Consider the following 21,363-nt stretch of genomic DNA (forward strand, 5'->3'; position numbering starts at 1 on the left):
CCCACGGCCGATACCCGTCCTGCCGAGGTGTGAGCAGCACGCCAGGGGTGTAGGACTCGTCCGAACCGAGGGCAGGCGGTACGCGGCGCACATGCGGGCCGTTGGGTCAGCGGGGTCTTCGGCCCAGGACGACTTACACCCAACTGGTGTCGAATCTCCGACTCGGGTCCGTAGGTGATGATGTGGTTCGCATCCGCCTTCAGCGTCCGAGAAGTTCGGCGATCTCTGCGGCGGCGTCGCGGGCCGGGCGGCCGACGCCGATGAGGGTGGCGGAGGCGGGGCCAGTCCAGTCGCCGTAGCCGAGCAGGTGCAGGCGCGGTTCCCCGGCCGCCCGCGTGCCGTGCGTGGGGATGTGGCCGCGTGGCCCCCGAAGGCCCAGCGCGGCGAGGTGGTACAGGGCGGGGCGGAAGCCGGTGCACCAGATCACGGCGTCGGCTGCGGCCCGTGTGCCGTCCGCCCACTCGATGCCGTCGGCGGTGAGCCGGGTGAACATCGGGGACGCCTTGAGCAGTCCGGCGTCCCGCGCCTCGCGAACGGGCGGGACGGCGACGATGTCGCCCAGTGAGGCGACGCCGCCGGTATCGGTGCGTCCTTCGTCCAGGGCGCGGCGCCGGGCGGTCGCGGCGTCGAACAGGGCCCGGCCGTCGATGTCGTCAGCGAGGAAGCGTGGCGGGCGCTGGGTGACCCAGGTCGGATCGATCCCGTCGTGGGTGGCGAGATCCGCGGCGATCTGTGCCCCGGAGTTCCCGCCGCCGACCACGACGACTCGCTGCCCGGCGAAGTCGGATGGTCTCCGGTAGCCGGTGGTGTGCAGCTGCCGGCCGGCGAAATCGTTCCGGCCGGGGGTGGCGGGCAGGAAGGGGCGCCACCATGTGCCGGTCGCCGAGACGACGGCCCGGGCGGACCAGATGTCCTTGTCCGTCTCCACCCGCAGCCGATCGCCGGCCCGGCGTACCTGCTGGACCCGGACCGGGCGGTGAACGGGCAGTTCGTAGCGCTGCTCGTAGTCGCTCAGGTACTCCACGACGTGCCCGGCGTCCGGGTACTCGTGGCCCGGCTGGGCCGGCATGATCCGGCCGGGCAGCGAGGAGAAGGCGGCCGGCGAGAACAGGTGCAGGGAGTCCCAGGTGTGCTGCCAGGCCCCGCCGGGTGTGCCCTGCGCGTCCAGGATCACGAAGTCCAGCTTCTTCCGGCGCAGGTGGTAGCCGGCGGCGAGCCCGGCTTGCCCGCCGCCGATCACCACCACGTCCGTCTGCCTGGTCACGGCGTCAGGACGCATCGCCTCAGGCGTCCTTTTGCGGGGTGGCGAGGGCTGAGGGGGCGAACTTCTTGCGCCAGGCCAGTGCGACGTACACCAGGCCGATCAGGACGGGGACCTCGATGAGCGGGCCGACGACGCCCGACAGGGCCTGGCCGGAGGTGACGCCGAAGGTGGCGATGGCGACGGCGATGGCCAGCTCGAAGTTGTTGCCCGCGGCGGTGAACGCGAGCGTGGTGGTGCGGTCGTACGCGAGGCCGAGGCCCTTGCCCAGGAGGAAGGTCCCGAAGAACATGATCGCGAAGTAGACCAGGAGCGGCAGCGCGATGCGGACGACGTCCAGCGGCTGCGAGGTAATGGTCTTCCCCTGGAGCGCGAAGAGGATGACGATGGTGAACAGCAGCCCGTACAGGGCCCAGGGGCCGATCTTCGGCAGGAACTTCGCCTCGTAGTTCTCGCGGCCCATCTTCTGCTCGCCGATGCGGCGGGTGAGGAAGCCGGCGAGCAGCGGGATGCCGAGGAAGATGATGACGTTCAATGCGATGTGCCAGACGGATACGTCCAGGCCCTGGCCGTCGCCGAGGTTCATCCAGCGCGGCAGCAGGTCGAGGTAGAACCAGCCCAGCAGGCCGAACGCGAACACCTGGAACACCGAGTTCAGAGCGACGAGAACAGCGGCGGCTTCGCGGTCGCCGCAGGCGAGGTCGTTCCAGATGATGACCATGGCGATGCAGCGGGCGAGGCCGACGATAATCAGGCCCGTGCGGTACTCGGGCAGGTCGGGCAGGAAGATCCACGCCAGGGCGAACATGACGGCGGGCCCGACGATCCAGTTGATGACCAGCGAGGACACCATCAGTTTGCGGTCGCTGGTGACCGTGTCGAGCTTGTCGTAGCGGACCTTGGCCAGCACCGGATACATCATGACCAGCAGGCCCAGGGCGATCGGCAGCGAGATCCCGCCGACCTCGATCTTCGCCAGCGCATCGTTCAGGCCGGGAATGAGCCTCCCCAGGCCGAGCCCCAGGGCCATGGCCAGGAGGATCCAGACGGCGAGGAAGCGGTCGAGGGTGGAGAGCTGCTGCACGACCGAGGAATCCTCGTTCGTCGCGGGCGCGGGTGCTTGGGTCGGGGTCACGGGCATGCCCTCTTGTTCTCGGCCGCATTACGGGCGGAAGCCGCCAGGTCGGCGAACTGATCCGCGAGCTGGGTGATGACGTCGGGGCAGAGCTTGTAGTAGGTGAAGCGACCGCAGGGCTCCGTCTCCACCACACCCGCCTCCCGTAGCACCCGCAAGTGGTTGGAGAGGTTCGTCTGCTTCGCCCCCGTCTCCTCCACCAGGTGTGTGGTGCACAGGGTCTCGCGGGCGAGCAGGGTCACGATCTTGAGCCTGAGCGGATCACCCAGAACCCTGATCAATTCAGTATCGACTGACGTCATCATGTACTGATACTGTCACATCAGTAGCCACTGACGCCATTCGGTGCTGATATCAATGACACCTGATCCCGCCGTGAGACAAGAGAGCCCCCTGATGTCCGACAAGCCTTCGGTGCTGTTCGTCTGTGTGCACAATGCCGGCCGTTCCCAGATGGCCGCCGCCTGGCTCAGTCACCTCGCGGGCGACCGCATCGAGGTCCGCTCCGCCGGCTCCGCACCGGGAGCGGAGGTCAACCCGGCCGCAGTCGAGGCGATGGCCGAAGTCGGCATCGACATCTCCGATCAAACTCCGAAGATCCTCACCGTGGACGCCGTGCAGGCGTCGGACGTCTGCATCACGATGGGCTGCGGCGACGCGTGTCCCGTGTTCCCCGGTAAGCGCTACCTCGACTGGAAGCTCGAAGACCCTGCAGGACAGGGCGTCGCAGCAGTCCGCCCCATTCGCGACGAGATCAAAGCCCTCATCGAGGACCTGATCGAGGTTCTCGCCCCGGAGCCTGCGGCATGAGTGAACGCGTGCGCAACGTCATCATCATCGGCTCAGGACCTGCCGGGTACACCTCGGCCCTGTACACGGCCCGCGCCGAGCTCAAGCCTCTACTGTTCGGCAGCTCGATCTTCGTCGGCGGCTCGCTGACCACGACGACCGAGGTGGAGAACTTCCCCGGCTTTCCCGAAGGCATCGACGGCCCGGTCCTGATGGACAACATGCGGGCCCAGGCCGAGCGCTTCGGCGCCGAGATGGTCGACGACGACGTCGTCTCTGTCGACCTCACCGGACCCGTGAAGCAGGTCACTGACAGCGCCGGGAGCGTGCATCGCGCGAAGACCGTGATCATCTCCACCGGCTCCGGGTACCGGAAGCTCGGGCTGCCACTCGAAGACAACCTTTCGGGACGTGGCGTGTCGTGGTGCGCGACTTGCGACGGGTTCTTTTTCCGCGACCGCGACATCGTCGTCGTTGGCGGTGGCGACACCGCGATGGAGGAGGCCACCTTCCTCACCCGCTTCGCCCGTTCGGTCACCATCGTCCACCGCCGTTCGTCCCTGCGCGCCTCCCAGGTGATGCAGAACCGGGCCTTCTCCGACGACAAGATCTCCTTCGCTTTCGACAGCGAGATCGCTGAGATCAAGGAGGAGGGCGGAATGCTCGCCGGTGTGGTGCTGCGGGACACGTTCACCGGCGAACTGCGTGATCTGCCGGCGACTGGGCTGTTCATCGCGATCGGCCACGACCCGCGGACCGAGCTCTTCACCGGGCAGCTCGACCTCGATGCCGAGGGCTACCTCAAGGTCGATTCGCCCTCGACCCGCACCAGCATCCCCGGTGTCTTCGGCGCGGGCGATGTCGTCGACCACACCTACCGCCAGGCCGTCACCGCAGCCGCGTCCGGGTGCGCGGCGGCACTCGACGCCGAGCGGTACCTCTCCTCGCTGACCGACCACGCGAAGACCATCCCCTCGCCGGCCGGAGCCCTTGCCGAGGCCGTGACCAGACACAGCACCGTCTGATCACCCCCACCCCATAAGCACCAGCTTCTGTCCGCCGCGTTGGCGGACCTGGCGGACAGAAGCTGGCCCCCGCCTTCCGTGACCGCACGTGCGCGCAGGTCCCGCGCCGCCCCGCCGCGCCCGTCGTCGCCGTGAATTCCACCGACCGGTTGGCGACTCCGACGTCCTCCGCCCCGGCCCTCTGATGAGCCCCGTCGTGCACTCGGAAAGAATTGCCGCAAGCACCTTCCCCACCGCACCCCAAGAGGAGAGCCCGTGCACGGCGCCTTCACCCTGGAACCCATGCATGCCAGCCATGCCGAACAGGTCCTGGCGGTCTACCAGGCAGGCATCGACGAGGGCAACGCCACCTTCGAAACCTGCGCACCGACGTGGGCCGCGTTCGACAGATCAAAGCTCCCCAGCCACCGTTTTGTCGCCCTACAGACGGACGGAACGCTCCAGGGGTGGATCGCTGCTTCAGCGGTATCCGCCCGCCCTGCGTATGCGGGCGTGGTCGAGCACTCCGTCTATGTCGCCCCGTCGGCACGGGGTCAGGGTGTGGCCCGGTCCTTGTTGGAAGCGTTCATCGCCTCAACGGAGGCTGCGGGAATCTGGACTATCCAGGCCGGAGTGTTCCCGGAGAACACCGCCAGCCTCCTCCTGCACGAGCGTGTCGGGTTCCGGGTTATCGGCACTCGTGAGCGCGTCGGTCGGCTGCACCGGGTGTGGCGTGACGTCCAGCTGATCGAACGCCGCAGTCCTGTAGTGAACTGACGGGCGGCCAAGGATCGTGCATCGCCTTCGCTCAACTACAAGGCCCTTCAGCGACCGATCAGCGGCACTGTCGCCCCGGCGTTCTCCGCTCCTGGCATTCAGGGGTTGACCACCTATCGAACGGCCCTCGCTGTCGCCTCGGGCGGGGAAACTGCTTCCGGGTCCGTGAGGAAGGTCCCGAGCAGGCTGAGAATGCCCGGCGCGAGCCGGTAGTAGACCCAGGTGCCGCGGCGTTCGGACGTCAGCAGCCCCGCCTCACGCAGCTTCTTGAGGTGATGGCTGACCGTGGGCTGCGAGACGCCGACATCGGCTATGTCGCAGACACACGCCTCGCCACTCGGGTGCGAGGCAACCCGGGAGAACAGGCGCAGGCGCACCGGGTCGGAGAGGGCCTTGAACATGACCGCCATGGTCTGGGCAGCCGGTTCGGACAGCGCTGCCGTGGTGATGGGCGGGCAGCAGGCGGCTATGCCGTCGGATATCTGCGACTTCTGCTCAGACATTCGTCCACGTTTCAGGCGGAGGCCGCGGGACGGCCCATGACGGCATCGGCAGCGCTGGGGAAACAAGCGACGCAGGCAACGTTGATCGAGTAAAGCATGGAGGTCCCCTGGCGTTCGCGCAGTACGAAGCGGACGTCGGCCAGAAGTTTCAGGTGGTGGGAGACCGTGGACTGCCCCACACCGACTCGCTCGACGATCTCACCGACGTTCATCGCGCCAGGGGCGAGCGCGAGCAGGTTGAGGATCTGTACGCGGGTGGGGTCGGACAGTGCTTTGAACCACGTCGCATAGGACTCGGCGGTGGCTCGGTCGATCAGCTGGGCGTTCAGTGTGCCGCTCATGATCCATCGATGTTAGTCGATGGCGCGCGACAGAGGCAAGGTGCGTGCAATAGGCGACAGCACGCCGCACGCCCACCGGCGGAACGTTCGCGCCTATATGGACAAGAATCGATCCTGCCAAATCGGAGCCACCGGGAGGTCGGCCGAACGCTTCCCGCCCACAGGAGCCAGGGCTGATCGATCGGTCTGCATGAACAGGCCCTACAGGCCATTGCCCACCCGTTCTTTAATCGTCTATCATCGATATTCGATGAATGGGGGCGGGTTGTTGAGCCTCCCGTGCTGCCGACCGTGCAAGTTCGGCGAGTTGACACTCGTGTGCCGCCTTCCCAGAGAGGTCCTCCTGTGAGCGAAGTGCAGGCCCTGAGCCTGTTCATACTGCGCGAGGTGCTGCACTACCTCCCGTGGTTTCTGGTAGCCATCGTTCTGGGCATCGCCGTTCAGCGGCTGTCCATCGACGTGGTCGCCAAGCGCAGTTTCGCCAACGGCCGCGGAGGGATCCTCGGCATCGCGATCACCACGGCCATCGGCGCTTTCAGTCCGTTCTGCTCCTTCACCGTCATTCCGCTCATCCGGCGCTTTCTGATCGCTGGGGTCCCCCTGTCGGCCGTGATGGCCTTCTGGATCGCCTCCCCCGCAATGGACCCCGAGATCTATGCCCTGTCCGCCACGCAGCTCGGCCTTCCCGTAGCAACAGCACGTCTGGTCGGCGCGCTGATCCTCAGCTTCGGGGCGGGTCTGATCGTCCTGGCAATGGAGCGCCGGGGGCGCTTCGCCAATCCGCTGCGCGAAGGCACCAAGGATTCGGCTCCTGCCAAGGCGTGCTCCCAGACGGCGGTCGAGGCCCCTGCATGCTCGGCGGTGCAGTCTCCTGCCCCGGTCTCGGTCGGCGCAGGTTCCGCTCCCGGAGCCGGCGAGCCTGCGCAGGATGCCTCCGCCGGTACGAGCCCCTGCGAGGCGGCGGCGAATGCCCCCGACGAGGACGATGGCACGCCTTGGCGGATCCTGGTCAGGCGTGACATCAAGAATCTCAACGCGGTTGAGATCCTCAAGGAAATCGTCAGTGACTCGCTCATCCTGGGCCGCTGGCTGCTGCTGGCCATCGTGCTGGAAGCGCTGATCGTCCGCTACGTGCCGAGTGATGTCGTCAGCTCCATCCTGGGAACGGACGGCATCTTCTCCGTCCTGCTTGCCGGACTGATCAGTGTTCCGCTGTACCTCAACGGCGTCGGAGCCATTCCGGTCGTCGAGGGCTTGATGAATCAGGGCATGGCGGCGGGCGCCGGCGTCACCTTCCTCCTGGGCGGTGCGATCACGACCATTCCCGCGATGGTCGCGGTCCGCAGCGTCGTGAAGGGCAATGTCTTCGCCTTCTACCTCGGCGTGGGCCTGGTGGGCAGCGTCGGCATCGGGCTGGCCGCCCTGCCGCTCCTGTAGGGCCACTCCCCCGCCCCTGCCGGCCCCCGCTGCGCCACTCAGGCGCAGCGGGGGCCGTTCGCGTGGAAGGTGCCTGATCCCGGTCCGGGCGGCACCGGACTCGTTCAGGGCAGGTTGATGGGCAGCGTGATGCCGTCGAGTACTGCCGCGCAGCTGCAGGGGCGCGTGAGGTCGAGCTGGGCGATGGCCTCAAGAACCAGGCCCTTCAGCACTTCGACGTTCTCACCGAAGATGCGGAAGACCTCGTCCTGCGAGACACCGTCGCCTGCCTGTACGCCCGCGTCGTAGTCGGTGACCAGTGCGATCGGGGTATAGCACAGGGCCAGTTCGCGGGCCAGGACGGCTTCGGGGTGCCCGGTCATGTTCACCACCGACCAGCCGGACGAGGCATACCAACGGGATTCGGCCCGGGTGGAGAATCTGGGGCCTTCGATGACCACCATGACGCCGCCGTCGTGGGCGGGGAGGCTGGTGCCGGCAGCGGCCTTGACCGCGGTGGTGCGGCCGGCGGGGCAGTAGGGGTCGGCGAAAGGCACGTGGACCGCGCCTTCGTCGAAATAGGTCTGCACGCGCGAGGTGGTTCGGTCGACGAGTTGGTCCGGAATGACGATGCTGCCCGGTCCGAGCTCCGGGCGCAGCGATCCGACGGCGCAGGGTGCCAGAACCTGGCGTACTCCCAGTGAGCGCAACGCCCAGAGGTTCGCGCGGTAGTTGATGCGGTGGGGCGGGTGGCGGTGGTCGGTGCCGTGGCGGGCCAGGAAGGCGACCTGCCGGCCGGCGACCGTGCCCAGAGCTATCGGGTCGGAGGGCTCCCCGTAGGGGGTGGCGATGTGGACGAGCTGCGCACCGTCAAGGAGTGAGTAGAAGCCGCTGCCTCCGATGACGGCGATGTCGGCCTGCGGGCTGGGGGTGTGGGTGCTCATGGGCGGGATCCTTCGGCGTGCGTGGGAACGCCGGTTTGCGCGCCGGCCCAGATGAGAGGTGTCAGGGAGGTGAGCAGGCGATGGGCCGGAGGTGCGGGACGCGAATCGTCCGGGCGGCGGACGGCGAGGGTCTGGAAGCCTGCGGTGGCCGCGGCATCCAGTTCTTCACCCGAGTCGCTGGCGAAGAGGACGAGCGCCGGTGGTGTGCGGATGGCTCTGGCGATGCTCAGGTAGGAGGCGGCATCGTGCTTGGGGCCGGCCGAGTTGAGGTCGAAGTGTCCGTCGAGGAGCAGGGTCAGGTCACCGTGGGCGGTGTGGGCGAACCAGTCGCGTTGGGCGGCTTCGGAGCCTGAGGAGTAGATGTAGCGGGCGATGCCTCGTTCCCGCCAGGCGGCGAGGGCCGGCGGGACGTCCGGATAGACGTGACCGGTCAGTTCGCCGGCGGCGTATCCGGCTGCCCAGATGTGGCCCTGGAGGTTCTTGAGGGGTGCTGCCTTGGTGTCGGTGTCGGCCCATTCTTCGAGCTGCGCGATCACATCGGTGGGGCTGAGTCGCGGGTCGCCGAGGTCGGTTCGGACTGCTTGGAGGATCTGCTGGCCCTGGTCGGTGTGGTGGTGGGCGGTCATCCACGGGGCGATGCGCGTGCGGGCGTAGGGGAAGAGCACATCGCGGACGTGGGAGAGGGCGCCTGTGGTGCCTTCGATGTCGAGGAGGACTGCCTGGTGGCGCGGGTTCATGTCAGTCCTCGGCCAGCAGTGCGTCGAGGCGGGGGAAGGAAGCCGCGATGGGGTCTGCGGTGAAGTCGCCGACCCAGCCGTCCTCCTTTTCGAAGAAGCGGATGGCGGCGAAGTCCGGTACGGGGCCCATGTCGAACCAGTGCCGGGTGCCGGCGGGGACGGACAGAAGGTCGCCCGCCTCGCATACGACGGCGTGGACCTTGTCGTCCAGGTGCAGGTAGAAGCAACCGGTGCCGTGGGCGAAGAACCTCACCTCGTCTTCGTCGTGACGGTGCTCTTCGAGGAACATCGAGCGGGCCGCGTCGGCACGCACGGCCCATGCGGGGCTGTCCTCGGGCTGGAGTCGGGCCACGTCCACCAGACGCAGGCCCTGCTCGGCGCACACGGCGTCGACCTCCTTGCGGTAGGTCTCCAGCAGGTCGGCGGGGGTGGTGGTGGGGGCGACCTTCAGCCGCACCGGCCAGCGGCTGAAGGACACTCCATGTGTGCGCAGCATGTCGGTGATCTCGGCGGTGTCGCGGGTCCGGGTGAGGACGGTGCCGGGTGCTTCGACCGGCATGACCTGAAGGAGTGTCATGAGTGCTCCGCGGTGGGTGAGGTGGCAGGTGTGGTGGTGGTGCTCAGGGGCGTAGCTGCCAGGACCAGGAGCTGACAGATCGCTTCCAGGCATTCGAGACGGTTGCGAGCCTGGGCCAGGGAGTTGCCCCAGGTGGTGATGCCGTGGTCGGCGATGAGCAGTCCGGGCGGAGCGCCGGGGGTGGCCGTGGCCCAGGCTGCGACGTTGTGGGCGATGCGTGGGACGTCGGACCAGTTGACGAAGACGGGCACGGTGGTCCCGGAGGGGTCGGCCAGACCGAGGCCCTTGAGGAGCTCGTAGCGTTCCAGGTGCAGAAGGCTGGTGTGCTGGGGGTGCTGGGCGCGGGTGGCGATGACGGTGGCGTACGGCGAGTGGACGTGGATGACGGCTTGTGCGTCGGTGGTGCGGTAGAGCGCGGAGTGGATGCAGGTTTCGGCCGAGGCGCGCTGGGACCCGGTGCGGACGGGTTCGCTGGTGTGGGCGTCGATCTCGACCATGTCCTGGTTGGTGAGTTCGCCCTTGTCCCGGCCGCTGGCTGTGATGAGGGCACGCTGCGGCTGGTCGGGCAGGAGCATCGACAGGTTGCCTGCGGTGCCGGGCATCCAGCCCTGCTCGTACAGGTGGCGGCTGGTGGTGGCCAGTTGCCCGGCAGTTGTGCGGCCGGTGCTGGTGGCGGGTGCGTAGGTCATGCGTGGTCTCCCTTGGGCCAGGTGATGCCGTCCTCGGAGATGACCGCTGTGATCAGCTGGGCGGGGGTGGTGTCGAAGGCGGGGTTGAAGGCGCGGGTGGAGGCCGGCGCGGTGAGTTTCCCGGCGTAGTGGGTGACCTCGTGGGCGGGGCGCTGCTCGACGACGATGTGACTGGCACCGGGGATCGTGGCATCACGGGTCGATTCAGGGGCCACGACGAAGAACGGGACGCCGTGGTGATGAGCGGCCAGCGCGAGGGCGTACGTACCGATCTTGTTGGCGACATCATGGTTGGCGGCTATGCGGTCGGCTCCCACCAGGACGCAGTCGACCAGGCCCGCTGCCATGGCGGTCGCGGCCGCGGAGTCCACACACAGCCGGTGCGGGATGTCGGCCTCGGCGAGTTCCCATGTGGTCAGGCGGGCGCCTTGAAGGAGTGGTCTCGTTTCGCCCACCAGGACTTCACGGACTCGGCCGGATTCGGCGAGGGCGAGGATGGTGCCCAGAGCGGTTCCGACTGCGGCTGTGGCAAGGCGGCCTGTATTGCAGTGCGTCCATATGCTCAGCGGTTTGTCGGGGCAGGTGGAGGTGACTGCGTCGACAGCGTGCGTGACCATGCGCAGGTTGACGGCGATGTCCTGGTCCAGCATGTTCAAGGCTTCTGCCAGGACCGCGTCGGGGCCTTCGGGAAGGTGGTGCAGGACCCGGTTTACGGCCCAGGCGAGGTTGACGGCGGTGGGGCGCACCGCGACGAGCCGTTCTGCATCTGCCCGCACCGCTCCGGGGTCGGGTGCCGGTCCGGACAGATGACGGCGAGCTGAGAGGGCCACGGCCAGGGCTCCGGCCAGCCCGATGGCCGGGGCTCCGCGGATGGCAAGGGTGGCGATGGCCTCCCTCACTTCCTCGACCGTGGTCAGCCGGATCTGCCGGGTCTCGTGAGGCAGGGCGCGCTGGTCGAGGGTGACGATCGTGCCGTCCTCCCAGGCCAGCGACGACTGCACGGTGCCGGGTGGGTTCACTGGTGAGTGTCCCTTCGGGTTGGGCCTGTGCCGACGGTTCAGCTGGCAGGGGGCTGGGCTCGCAGTTCGATCAGTGCGCTCGGATCGGCGAGGTCGGCGGTCACCTGCTCGGGGTCCTCGCCGACGGCGATGACGTATCCGTAGCGGTTGAGGTAGGCGCGCGGCGGCAGGGCGAGCGCGGTACCGGGGTCGGCGGTGGCCACGGCGCGATGGATGGTGGGGCCGAGGCGGTCGGTCCGGACGGTCACGGTGGCCGCGATGCAGTCCTGGGCCGGGTAGAGGAAGCGGATCGCGGCGGTGTGGCTGGTGCGGGGTGCGGTGTCGGGGGCGAACCCGGCGGCAACGTGGGCGGCCGCGACTGCGGGGTCGGTGCCGGTGGCGAGGGCTCCGAGATAGGGGATGAAGTCACCGCCGAGCCGGGCGTTGATCTCGATCAGCCGGGGGCCGTGGGGGGTGAGCTTGAACTCGGTGTGCGTGGCGCCGTGGACGTAGCCGATCGCTTTGTGGATGCGGTTGAGCTGGTCCAGGAGTTCGGGGTCCTCCATGAGCGGGTCGGCGCCGTGGACGGTGTGTCCGATTTCCTCGAAGTAGGGGTTGCAGCCGACCTGCTTGCGGGCCAGGACCATCGGGGTGCAGACGCCGTCTGTGATGACAGCGTCGATGCTGATCTCCTCACCGGTCAGGAGCTCCTCGATCAGGACGTCGGCTTCATATCGCGGCACCCCGGCGTAGGTGGCCGCAGCGGCGACCGTGTACGCCTCGCGGACGGCGGCTGGGGTGTCGGCGCGCAGGACGCCCATGCTCCCGGCGAGTCCGCGGGCCTTGACGACTACGGGATATCCGATGGTCTCTGCTGCGGCGGTGGCCTCATCGGCGTCGGCCACGGGGATGGATGCCGGCTGCGGGATCTCGGCTTCGGTGAGGATGGCGCGGGTGGCTGCCTTGTCCCGGCAGGCCAGGACCGCGCGCGGCGGGCTGCCGGGCAGGCCGAGGGTCTGGGCGAGCTGCGCGGCGGCGTGCACAAGTGACTCGTCGTAGGTGAAGACCCCCACGACGGGAAGAGCGGCTGCGACGTGACCAGCAGCCTCGTGCAGGGCGTGGACGTCTTTGGTGTTCAGCACCGTGGCGCCTTCGATGTACGGAAGTTGCCAGGTGGGCTCGTAGGCATCCAGGAGCCAGAGGCGGAAGTCGCGGGTGATCGCGGCGAGGATGTACTCGCGATAGCGGCGGTCTCCGCTGCCGATGAGCAGGAGGACGGGGGCCGGCGTGTCGCCGGTGGGCGGGGTGGTGGCGTCCATTTCGGGCCTCTTGATGGGCGTGTGACCGTCGGGGTGTGCGGCTGCGGTGCGGGGACTGGCGCGGCCGGGGTAGGGGCCGTTGCCGGTGAGGAGACCTTCGGGGAGTTGGGTGAGGCAGTGGTCGTTGAGGCTGTAGAGGATGCTGGTTCCGGCTCGGGCGGTGGTGAGGAAGCGGGCCTGGCGCAGGATCTTGAGGTGGTGGGAGACCGTCGACTGGCTGAGCTTGAGGTGGTCGACGATGACGCCCGCTGGTACCGGGCGTTCCTGCCGGCTGACGAAACGCACGATGAGAATGCGTGTCGGGTCGGCGAGGGCCTGGAACCAGCGGGCGTAGTCCTCGGCGGTTGCCCGCCCGAGTGAGGGCTCGTGCACGAGGGTGGTTAGCGGGCCACCAGGAAGACCAGGGCGGCTACCGCTGCGGCGAAGGGCGGGGTAACCAGCCAGGCGATGAGGAAGTGACGCAGTGTCTTGCCGCTCAGACGGTTGAGGTTGGCCCCTGCCGAGCCCGCGATGGCGCCCGTCGAGGTGTGGGTGGTGGACATGGGGAGCCCGTAGCCGGCGCCGAGGCCGACCAGGGTGGCGGTGGTGATGTTGGCCATGAACCCTTCGCGGTGGTTCATGCGGATGACGCCTTCTCCCAGGCGCTGGGCCAGGCGCATGCCACCGGTGAGGGAGCCGAGGGCCATCGCTCCGGAGACCAGGAGCATGATCTGCCAGGTCGTCATGCCGGCCGGGACCAGGGCGAACGCGCCGATGGCGACGATCTTGGGGGTGTCGTTGAGGCCCCGGGCGAAGCCGGTGGCACCGCTGGTGAGCCAGTGCGCGGCGGCCAGGACGCGCCCGGCGGGGGGCTCTGTGGCGGTGGTCGGGGCGGCGTTGACGCGTTCGGCGGCCAGGACGGCTCCGCTCTCGCCTGCCGGGGTGGCCGGGGATGCGGGACCGGTGGTCGCTTCCGGCTCAGTGGTGGGGGGCTTGGAGGCGGCGCCGCGGTTGAAGATCAGGGCCAGGCCCAGGGATATGGCGTAGGCGATGCCGATGCTGACGAGCAGCGGGATGATGAGTTTCTCCGGAATGGCGCTCCAGGCGATGGAGTCGGATGCGAGTAGCATCCCGGCGCCCAGGAGGGCGCCGATCAGGGCGTGGGTGGTGGAGACGGGCAGGCGCAGGACGGTGGCGAGGGCGACCCAGGCGACCGCGCCGGCGAGCACGGCGACGGCGAAGGCGTCGGTCGGTTCAGCGGTGACGATGCCCGCGGAGAAGAGCTTGGTCATGCGGTCGGCCAGGGCCAGGGAACACAGGCATCCGGCGAGGGTGGTGACGGTGCCCCACACAATGGCGGTGCGGTACTTGGTCACCCCCGCCCCGGCGAGGGTGGCGACGCCTTTGGGGACGTCATTGCTGCCGTTGGCGGCGGCAAGGGCCGCTACCAGGATGAAGACGAGCACGACAGTGAAAGACATGGCGGTGTCTCCAGTGTGTGAAGGGGCCGCGGCCGTCAGGGGGCCGCGGCCCGGAATCCGGCGGTGCGGATCAGCAGCAGGTGCCCCCGGGGGCACACTCCTGCGGAGCGTCGGCTTCGTTGTCGACGGGCTTGCGGGCGCGGATGATGGCGGCGTGCAGGCCGTCCGCGGCTTCCTGGGTGAAGACGATCTCGGTGTCCTTCAGGCCCACGGCGTCCAGGAGTTCGCGGTACTCCCCCACCGACAGGGCGCCTGCGATGCACTGACTGTGCCCGCCGCGCTGGGCCCGCTCGTCGGGGCTGAGGCGGTCCTCGGCCACGACGTCGCTGATGCCCAGGCGTCCGCCGGGGGCCAGCACGCGGGCCATCTCGGCGAACACGGCCGGCTTGTTCAGCGACAGGTTGATCACGCAGTTGGAGATGATGACGTCGACGGTCTTCGCGGGCAGTGGAATGGACTCGATGGTGCCCTTGAGGAGGACCACGTTGTCGATCTCGGCGTCCTCGATGTTGCGGGCCGCGAGAGCGAGCATCTCCTCAAGGAAGTCCAGCCCGAAGACCCGCCCGTCAGGGCCGACGCGGCGTGCGGAGAGGATCACGTCCAGTCCGCCACCGGAGCCCAGGTCCAGAACCGTTTCGCCTTCGCGCAGTTCGGCGACCGCGCTGGGGTTGCCGCAGCCCAGGGAAGCGAGCAGGGCGGTGTCCGGTGCGGCGCCGGGGCCGATCTCGTCGTAGGCGGCGGGGCCGAAGGTGTTGGGGTCGGGGGAACAGCAGGCGCCACTGGTCTCGGCTTCTTCGGCCTTGGCGCGGTAGTAGGCGCGGACCTCTTCCTGCAAGGTGCCCGAGGCCGTGGTGGTGGTGTCACTCATGTCTGAAGTCCTTGAGGAAGGGGGGTCAGGCGCCGGCGGGGGCGAGGCGGTGGACCGGGCGGGGGTAGGACGGCTTGAAGGAAACCGGTGCGGTCGCGGAGGACATGACCTGGTGGCTGTCGTCGGCGGCTTTGACCGCTGCGGTGACGGCCTGGTCGAGGGCCTCGGGCTCGCAGGCGATGCGGGCGTTGACAACCGCCCTGCCGGCCGGGGCATGGGCAGCGGCGGCGCGGTCGCACGTGGGTGTGGCTCCGGCCTGGGTGCAGCTGAGCTTGGCGAAGTCCCCGTCGGGCAGCTCCACGGTGAGCTTGGCATGCCCGATCACCGCGTCGCTCTCCTGTGCCCAGCGGGAGAGCCCGGCCAGTACGGTGTCGGCCCAGGCGGTGGCGTCGAAGCCGGTGCCCGCCACTGCTGCGGTGAGGTCGAGTTCCTGGTTCATCCAGGCCAGTTGTGCCTCGGCGGCGGCATAGCGGTCGTAGTCGATGTCGAGCTGGACATCCTGGTTGGTCGCCGGTGCCTGCCAGGCGTCGGTGAGGTCCTCAAGTCCGGCACCGGTGGTGGCGGAGTAGCCCACAACAGTGGCGTTGGGGTACTGGGCGGCCAGGTCCTTCAGCAGAGTCTCGGCCCGCGTCGCCGGGATGGTGTCGAGTTTGTTGACGGCGATGACGTCGGCTTCGGTGAGCTGCTGGCGGAACAGGTAGGAGAGGTCCGATTCCGGTTCGGCTCGCTGGGCCGCGCGCTCAAAGGCCAGGTGGCGCAGCGGGTCGACGACCGTGGTGAGGGGGGCGACGACCATGCTGTCGCCGTAGTACTGGCGCAGCGGGCGCACGACGGTGGCCTGCAGGTCGGTGCAGGAGCCGACGGCCTCGGCGATCACGACGTCGACTCCGTCGGAGTCGACCAGGGCGACGACGGCCTCGACGAGGTCCTCGAACTTGCAGCAGAAGCATCCGCCGGTGACTTCAGCGACGCTGCCGAGTTTGCTGCGGACAAGTTTGGTGTCGACCAGCTCGACGCCCTGGTCGTTGGTGATGACTGCGACTTTGCGGCCGGTTTCCTGCAGGGCCAGCGCGGTTGCGGTCATGGTGGTGGTCTTGCCCGCCCCGAGGAACCCGGTCAGCGGAATGAACGTGATCATGTCGTTCCTTCTGGTCCGATTCGAAAGCCTGGGAGGGGGTCAGCCGGTGGAGCAGCAGCCCCCGTCCGTGGTCTGGCCGAGCAGGGTGAGGGGTGCGGGCTGGGAGGGTGCGGCTGTCGTGTCACCGAACGCGATGCGGCGGCTGGTGCCGAAGGCATCCAGCCAGGTGGCAGCCTGGGGACGCAGGTCGGGGTCGGACAGCACCAGAGTGGTGGTGACCTTCCTCGGGGTGCAGCCGCGCAGGGCCTTGGCCTGGTGGGCGCCCGCACCGAACTCCACGGTGCGCAGCCCTTCGGCGTAGGCGTCCTTGACGGGTGCGTCCAGGACCAGGGCGAAGTAGATGCCGCTGCGTTCGCCGATCGCGGCGTAGTCGAAGCCGGCCCACTTGGGGAACAGGCGGTGGTTCTTGCGTACGGTGACGCAGGTGGCGACCAGGGCGCCGTCCTTGTAGCCGAGGTAGGCGCGTACGTCGGCGCCCTCGTCGATCAGCGTGGTGAGGATGCCGGCGATGTGCCCGGGCTCCTCGCCCGCACCGTTCTTCTCCCGGTTGAGGCAGGTCAGTTCGGCGATCCGGGCCGTGTAGGGGCGGATGTTCTCGCCGTCGACACGCTCGATGGTGACGCCTGCCGCCAGGGCGCGGCGCACGTCACCCTTGATGCGCTGGCGCTTCTTCAGCGGCACCGCGGCCAGGTGTCCTTCCCAGCTGCCCGCGTCCAGGCTCATGAAGTCCTCGAAGCCCCAGAAGGCGCTGTGACCGCCGGCCGCGTTCAGTGCGGTGACCAGGGCCTCGTTGCCTCGCCTGTCGGGTATCCACGGGGCGGCGATGCAGCGGATGCCCGCCTCGAAGGCCGCCGGGACGAGGTTGTCGACGATCGCACCCATGAGGGTGGGCGTCCAGAAGTTGTAGGCGACCTCTGTGCGGTAGCCCAGCGGCGACCCGAGCAGGAGGGCCGGGAAGAACGGCTCAGTACCCAGGGCGTCGACTGCCGCGCTGCGGGCGGCATCCGTCTCCGCGCCGCAGCACACTTCCTCACCGCTGGGGGCCTGCCAGCCCAGGTAGGTGCGCGGCTCGTGGTCGACGACAGGCGGGTTGGTGATGATGTAGCCCGGCAGCAGGGCCAGTTCGCCCCGCGCGCGGGTGGCGATCGTGTGCCAGGGCTGGGCCTCGGGCAGGACCTTCTCCGTGGCCCGCAGCCAGGTGGGTCCCAGGTAGGGCCAGGAGTCGGTGAGGCGGTCGAGTTCGCCGGACCAGTCCATGTCGGGCAGGGTCTGGCCGGTGGAGATGACGATGCGGGGTGATCCACCCATGTCAGTGTCCTTCGCGTGTGAGGGGGCGGGTCAGCACTTCACGCAACAGCGGATCTTGCCTGCGTCCTCGGCATCGGTGCGCCGGTCCTGCCACAGCTCCTCGACGCGCTTGTCGGGGTGGGTCCACTCCACCCAGAAACCGCGGTCGACGGTGGCGATGTCTTCCATCCACGGCGAGGACAGCAGCGGGGACCCCTTGAACAGCAGCAGCCGCGTCTGCAGAGCCGTGGGGTCGGTGACCCGGGCCAGCCCCGTCTCCACCAGCCAGTCCTCGAACCCCAGGAGTTCCTCGTACTCGATCCATGGCGTGAAGGGAATGAAGGTGGGAAACAGCTCGAAGCCGATGCGTTCGGCCTCCGCCACCGCCTGCTTCATGTGATCGACGTCGATGTGCTTGTCGAAGATCCGCAGGATTCGGTTGGAGGGGAACTCCAGCGCGCACGTCACCTTGCGCAGGCCCAGCGAGACGAGCTTCTGCAGTTCCTTGGTGTAGTCCAGGACGTGGTCGACGCGGGTGGTGAACTCGAACGTGATCGGCCCGATCGCCTCGACGAGCCGCTCGACGACACCGACACCAATGGTGCGGGAGTTGAAGAACTCCGCGTCGATGAAGCAGAAGTGCCGTACGCCTTCCTCGGCCAGTTGCAGGGCGTCGGCCAGGACGGTGTCGCCGTCGAAGGCTGCCACCCCGCCGTCATAGGCCCCGTACACCGAGCAGTAGGTGCACTTGTGGTGGCAGCCGCGGGACGCCTCGATGTTGCCCATCAGCCCGTACGGGGTGTGGTGGGCCGGGTAGTGCACCAGCGAGGGGAACAGCTCCCTGGCCGGCGCGGCCACGCTGATCCGGCGGCGCGGCGGCTTGGGACGCATCCCGCCGGCTGTCATCAGCGCCGGCACCTCGCCCAGGGGCATGGTCCCGGAAGCGAGGTGGACCAGGTCCTCGGCGATCAGTTCCGGCTCCTCCATCGCAACCCCGCTCACGACCTGGAGGAACTCACGATGATTCATCTGCGCGTACTGGCCGAACGTCACCACCAGGGTGCCGTACGCCTCGCTGACACGCCGGGCCAGGGCGATACCGCGCTCCAGACCCTCGAACTGCTGCACCGAGACCAAGGTGAGATCGAACGGGCCCTCAGGCAATGCGTCAGGCTGCAGATGGGCGTCCCAGCCCACCACGTCAGCGCCGTGATCACGCAGAGCAGCCGCCACGCAGGCAGAGGTCAGAGGTTGGAGCTCCGCCTCGAAAGCAGAAGCCACGAGCACACGGGGTGTGGTCACACGTCCCCCCAGGGAGTGGTCAGAGTGAGCGACGAAACAGCCGGGCCGGCAGAGACCCGGACCTGGTCGGTGACGGCCCTGTCAGTCCGACGGCGGAACACTCCCAGCATTAAACGATGTATGTCAATAGATCGATGAATAGCTGGTACGCACCCCCGGACAGTGGCGCAATGTGACACCCTCCCGGTGGCGCGATCCGATCCATGCAGCACGGAAGGCCCGGTCACCGGCGCAAACGGCCAGAGTTGGCGTTTCGCAAATGCGGTCCGGCGCACCAAACTCCCCAGGTCACGCGGTCCGCAAAGGCATGGGGTGAAGAGGGTTAGCAACCATTGAGCTGGGGTAGCACCAGCGTCATTGAATCGGCGTACTTCGATGTACCTGCCGTTCCGGAGCAGCACACTGCTCCGGAACGGGCACGACCCATCAGGATGCGGTCAACCGCTCGTCGGCAGGCAAGGGGGACACACCACACGTGCACTGGCGAATGCGGAATCTCCCGTTCAGGGGGGAGTTACGGGCAGGGGCGCCGGGCGTTTCCGGCGTTGTGCACACTCTGCGCCAGGCCGCCGAAGAAGGATGCGAGTGCTTCAAGCGCCTCGGGCCGGACCTTGTAGTAGGTGAAGCGGCCACACGGTTCGGTCTCCACCACACCTGCCTCACGCAACACCCGCAGATGGTTGGAGAGGTTGGTCTGGCGCGCACCGGTCTCGGCCACCAGATGCGTCGTACACAACGCCTCCCGGGCCAGCAACGTCACAATCCGCAGCCTGAGCGGGTCCGCAAGCGCCCGCACAACCTCAGCGTCGACCGATGTCAGCATGAGATTGATGGTGACACATCAGGATCATCCGCGAGGCAGACCACCGGGCACACACCCATACCAACAGGAGCAAACAATGCCCGTCAGACCGTCCGTACTGTTCGTCTGCATCCACAACGCCGGCCGCTCCCAGATGGCCGCTGCCTGGCTCCGCCACCTCGCCGGCGGCCGCATCGAGGTCCGCTCCGCCGGCTCCGCACCCGGTGACACGGTCAACCCGGCCGCGGTGGAGGCCATGGCAGAGGTCGGCATCGACATCTCAGACCAGGCACCGAAGATCCTCACCGTCGACGCGGTAAGGGCTTCGGACGTCTGCATCACGATGGGCTGCGGGGACACGTGCCCCGTCTTCCCCGGCAAGCGCTACCTCGACTGGCAGCTCGAAGACCCCGCCGGACAGGGCGTCGCAGCAGTCCGCCCTATCCGCGACGAAATCAGAACCCTCGTCGAAGCCCTCATCAAGGAAATCGACCCAACCTCGTAACGCCTAGTGCGGCACGAGGGAGCCAAAGACGCGGTCCTGCAAGTCTCGCAGCGCTGAGGGAACCAGGGAGAACCAGGCCCACGTGCCTCGCTGCTCACGCGCAAGAAGACCGGCCATCGCCAGAATCTTAAGATGACGGCTCACCGCGGGCTGGCTCAGCCCCAGCGAATCCGTCAGGTCACACACGCACAACTCTCCTGCAGGGGCCTGCTGGATCAAATGAAGAATCTGCAGCCTGGCCGGATCGGCCATGGCTTTCAGCCCAGCCACCCTCAGCTCAACCTCGTCACGAGTGATGAGGTCCCCAGACGGTCCCGGCGAGCAACTCCCCTGCCCTACTGGACTTATACGTAAGTTTGAAGCAGCAACGACCATGCCCTCACTCTACGAGCAGTCGGCTCACCACAAGATCTGGGGCAGCCCGTCCCGGGCGCGAACTCGCCGCCACCTGACGCTCGGCTTGGCCGACAGCGTTACCGGCCCGGGAGCGCCCTCTTCTCAAGCCGGGAGGTTCGGGGAAGGTCCGCAGACTTAGCAGCGATCAGACCTTGCCCTTACGCCACGGGGCGGCAGGGTCAGACAAAGTGTCGAGAATCAACTCACACCAGGTCACAGCGGCGTTGACCGTCAAGCGCGCATGGCGAACCCCGAGTCCTGACGGCGCACTCGCCTGGCCGTGACCGCTGCCGAAGCCCTGGTTGCGCAGCTCCGCGACGCCCACGGCAATGTTCACAGCCCCTGAAAGGATCTTCTTGATGGCCTTGCTGCCGTCCGGCCCCTCGGCTGCAGAAGCGGCATCGAGCTTCAGCTCCCTGTGGACCATGCTGATCAGCGAGGGGAGGGCAGCGTTCTTGTCGACCTCGATCTTCAGCTCCTGAAGTGCCGTCTTTGCCGTGGCCTCGATAAGCTGCTTAGCCGCCCCAATGGCCCCCTGCGAGTCGGTCGTCAGATCTCGCCGGATACGCTCCAGCTCGATCGTGATCCCGGAGGCGTCGCTGAGAGTACTGAGGTCCCGGACCAGCACCGGCGGGTTGGACCACGTGATCCGTCCCTCCTTGTCGAGAGTGAACCCGTCGCGCTCCAGCCGGACTCGGATGTCCTCCAGCCACCTGGGGGTGCCCTGCTCATCAGGGTTCCTACACGCGCGAATGAAGTCCTCGAAGACCAACAGCGCACGCCGGACCTGGTTCTGATCCGACCAGTCCACGCCCTCGGCGTAGAGCATGAACTCCGTACGCCGCTGCCCCGGGTCCTGGTACTTCAGCTCATCGGGCGGGATAGGGACGAACCCGTGATCCTGCCACAGTTCAGACACGGTCCGGATGGTCAGATCTGTCGCAAGCGAGCGGATGGCGTTGCGGACTGCTGGACTCACAAGCTCCTGGCGTGCAGTGACGGTCATGGTCTGAAGATACGAGGAGACTCTGACACCGTCATGGCCTTTACCGACAAGGGCGCTCAACTCAGGGCTGTGCTCAGACCGAGCCGAAGCCTTCGGGCCTGAGTCAGTC

At 67.9% G+C, this 21,363-nt stretch carries 24 protein-coding genes; 5 read left to right on the forward strand and 19 right to left on the reverse strand.

Annotated features, from left to right (window positions below; translation table 11 throughout):
• Positions 1-199 precede the first annotated feature (199 nt).
• Genes OG959_RS04330 through OG959_RS04340 form a run of 3 tightly spaced genes read right to left on the reverse strand, consistent with a single transcriptional unit; the run spans position 200 to position 2,701 of the window.
• Positions 200-1,279: an ArsO family NAD(P)H-dependent flavin-containing monooxygenase gene (locus tag OG959_RS04330; protein ID WP_326656690.1), complete on the reverse strand. Its 1,080-nt coding sequence runs from the start codon at positions 1,277-1,279 to the stop codon at positions 200-202.
• Between the two features lie 4 nt (positions 1,280-1,283).
• Positions 1,284-2,396: an ACR3 family arsenite efflux transporter gene (gene arsB, locus OG959_RS04335; RefSeq protein WP_442805536.1), complete on the reverse strand. Its 1,113-nt coding sequence runs from the start codon at positions 2,394-2,396 to the stop codon at positions 1,284-1,286.
• Positions 2,393-2,701, reverse strand: a complete 309-nt coding sequence (locus OG959_RS04340; RefSeq protein ID WP_326656692.1) for an ArsR/SmtB family transcription factor — start codon at positions 2,699-2,701, stop codon at positions 2,393-2,395. The genes arsB and OG959_RS04340 overlap by 4 nt, the downstream gene beginning before the upstream one ends.
• Positions 2,702-2,792: 91 nt before the next feature.
• Here OG959_RS04340 and OG959_RS04345 point away from each other — a divergent pair, with 91 nt between their 5' ends.
• The 3 genes from OG959_RS04345 to OG959_RS04355 all read left to right on the forward strand — a co-directional run bounded on the left by OG959_RS04345 (position 2,793) and on the right by OG959_RS04355 (position 4,966).
• Positions 2,793-3,206, forward strand: coding sequence for an arsenate reductase ArsC (locus OG959_RS04345; RefSeq protein WP_326656693.1), 414 nt, complete (start codon positions 2,793-2,795; stop codon positions 3,204-3,206).
• A complete protein-coding gene (gene trxB, locus OG959_RS04350) occupies positions 3,203-4,210 on the forward strand; it encodes a thioredoxin-disulfide reductase (RefSeq protein ID WP_326656694.1) in 1,008 nt (335 codons plus the stop codon). The genes OG959_RS04345 and trxB overlap by 4 nt, the downstream gene beginning before the upstream one ends.
• Before the next feature lie 282 nt (positions 4,211-4,492).
• Positions 4,493-4,966, forward strand: coding sequence for a GNAT family N-acetyltransferase (locus OG959_RS04355; RefSeq protein ID WP_285570466.1), 474 nt, complete (start codon positions 4,493-4,495; stop codon positions 4,964-4,966).
• A gap of 113 nt (positions 4,967-5,079) precedes the next feature.
• Here the strand turns inward: OG959_RS04355 and OG959_RS04360 are convergent, their stop codons facing one another.
• Both OG959_RS04360 and OG959_RS04365 read right to left on the reverse strand, forming a co-directional pair.
• Positions 5,080-5,469, reverse strand: a complete 390-nt coding sequence (locus tag OG959_RS04360; RefSeq protein WP_326656696.1) for an ArsR/SmtB family transcription factor — start codon at positions 5,467-5,469, stop codon at positions 5,080-5,082.
• Positions 5,470-5,480: 11 nt separating this feature from the next.
• A complete protein-coding gene (locus OG959_RS04365) occupies positions 5,481-5,810 on the reverse strand; it encodes an ArsR/SmtB family transcription factor (RefSeq protein ID WP_326656698.1) in 330 nt (109 codons plus the stop codon).
• A 345-nt stretch (positions 5,811-6,155) separates the two neighbouring features.
• On the opposite strand from OG959_RS04365, the gene OG959_RS04370 reads away from it, so the two are divergent.
• Positions 6,156-7,247: a permease gene (locus tag OG959_RS04370; protein WP_326656700.1), complete on the forward strand. Its 1,092-nt coding sequence runs from the start codon at positions 6,156-6,158 to the stop codon at positions 7,245-7,247.
• Positions 7,248-7,351: 104 nt separating this feature from the next.
• Here the strand turns inward: OG959_RS04370 and OG959_RS04375 are convergent, their stop codons facing one another.
• The 12 genes from OG959_RS04375 to OG959_RS04430 form a co-directional block, all read right to left on the reverse strand.
• Complete coding sequence (locus OG959_RS04375) at positions 7,352-8,170, reverse strand: S-methyl-5'-thioadenosine phosphorylase (protein WP_326656701.1); 819 nt, start codon at positions 8,168-8,170, stop codon at positions 7,352-7,354.
• Entirely contained in the window at positions 8,167-8,907 is a 741-nt protein-coding gene (mtnC, locus tag OG959_RS04380) for an acireductone synthase (protein WP_326656702.1), read from the reverse strand. Before mtnC ends, OG959_RS04375 begins: the two co-directional genes overlap by 4 nt.
• 1 nt (position 8,908) lies before the next feature.
• A complete protein-coding gene (locus tag OG959_RS04385) occupies positions 8,909-9,484 on the reverse strand; it encodes a 1,2-dihydroxy-3-keto-5-methylthiopentene dioxygenase (RefSeq protein WP_326656703.1) in 576 nt (191 codons plus the stop codon).
• Entirely contained in the window at positions 9,481-10,173 is a 693-nt protein-coding gene (gene mtnB / locus OG959_RS04390) for a methylthioribulose 1-phosphate dehydratase (protein WP_326656704.1), read from the reverse strand. The genes OG959_RS04385 and mtnB overlap by 4 nt, the downstream gene beginning before the upstream one ends.
• Positions 10,170-11,192, reverse strand: coding sequence for an S-methyl-5-thioribose-1-phosphate isomerase (mtnA, locus tag OG959_RS04395; protein WP_326656705.1), 1,023 nt, complete (start codon positions 11,190-11,192; stop codon positions 10,170-10,172). The genes mtnB and mtnA overlap by 4 nt, the downstream gene beginning before the upstream one ends.
• A gap of 38 nt (positions 11,193-11,230) precedes the next feature.
• Positions 11,231-12,862, reverse strand: a complete 1,632-nt coding sequence (locus OG959_RS04400) for a metalloregulator ArsR/SmtB family transcription factor (protein WP_326656706.1) — start codon at positions 12,860-12,862, stop codon at positions 11,231-11,233.
• Positions 12,863-12,870: 8 nt separating this feature from the next.
• On the reverse strand, positions 12,871-13,950 hold the full coding sequence (locus OG959_RS04405; protein WP_326656708.1) for an inorganic phosphate transporter: 1,080 nt from the start codon (positions 13,948-13,950) through the stop codon (positions 12,871-12,873).
• A gap of 70 nt (positions 13,951-14,020) precedes the next feature.
• Positions 14,021-14,818: a methyltransferase domain-containing protein gene (locus OG959_RS04410; protein ID WP_326656709.1), complete on the reverse strand. Its 798-nt coding sequence runs from the start codon at positions 14,816-14,818 to the stop codon at positions 14,021-14,023.
• Between the two features lie 25 nt (positions 14,819-14,843).
• Positions 14,844-15,956, reverse strand: coding sequence for a GTP-binding protein (locus tag OG959_RS04415; protein ID WP_326656710.1), 1,113 nt, complete (start codon positions 15,954-15,956; stop codon positions 14,844-14,846).
• A 39-nt stretch (positions 15,957-15,995) separates the two neighbouring features.
• The gene (locus tag OG959_RS04420; RefSeq protein ID WP_326656712.1) at positions 15,996-17,264 is read right to left on the reverse strand and encodes a GNAT family N-acetyltransferase; all 1,269 of its coding nucleotides are present in this window, start codon (positions 17,262-17,264) and stop codon (positions 15,996-15,998) included.
• A 30-nt stretch (positions 17,265-17,294) separates the two neighbouring features.
• On the reverse strand, positions 17,295-18,545 hold the full coding sequence (gene arsL / locus OG959_RS04425) for an arsinothricin biosynthesis radical SAM protein ArsL (protein ID WP_285570385.1): 1,251 nt from the start codon (positions 18,543-18,545) through the stop codon (positions 17,295-17,297).
• Positions 18,546-19,059: 514 nt separating this feature from the next.
• Positions 19,060-19,368 carry an ArsR/SmtB family transcription factor gene (locus OG959_RS04430; protein ID WP_326656714.1) on the reverse strand — a complete coding sequence of 103 codons (309 nt, stop codon included), beginning with the start codon at positions 19,366-19,368 and terminating at the stop codon, positions 19,060-19,062.
• A 76-nt stretch (positions 19,369-19,444) separates the two neighbouring features.
• On the opposite strand from OG959_RS04430, the gene OG959_RS04435 reads away from it, so the two are divergent.
• Positions 19,445-19,852 carry an arsenate reductase ArsC gene (locus tag OG959_RS04435; RefSeq protein WP_326656715.1) on the forward strand — a complete coding sequence of 136 codons (408 nt, stop codon included), beginning with the start codon at positions 19,445-19,447 and terminating at the stop codon, positions 19,850-19,852.
• A 3-nt stretch (positions 19,853-19,855) separates the two neighbouring features.
• Here OG959_RS04435 and OG959_RS04440 read toward each other — a convergent pair whose 3' ends face one another.
• Positions 19,856-20,227 (reverse strand): ArsR/SmtB family transcription factor, encoded by a 372-nt coding sequence (locus OG959_RS04440; RefSeq protein ID WP_326656716.1) that lies wholly within the window; start codon positions 20,225-20,227, stop codon positions 19,856-19,858.
• A 166-nt stretch (positions 20,228-20,393) separates the two neighbouring features.
• The gene (locus OG959_RS04445; RefSeq protein ID WP_326656717.1) at positions 20,394-21,254 is read right to left on the reverse strand and encodes an abortive infection family protein; all 861 of its coding nucleotides are present in this window, start codon (positions 21,252-21,254) and stop codon (positions 20,394-20,396) included.
• Positions 21,255-21,363: the final 109 nt, after the last annotated feature.

It is taken from the genome of Streptomyces sp. NBC_00385 (genome assembly GCF_035917155.1).
GTDB lineage: Bacteria > Actinomycetota > Actinomycetes > Streptomycetales > Streptomycetaceae > Streptomyces > Streptomyces poriferorum.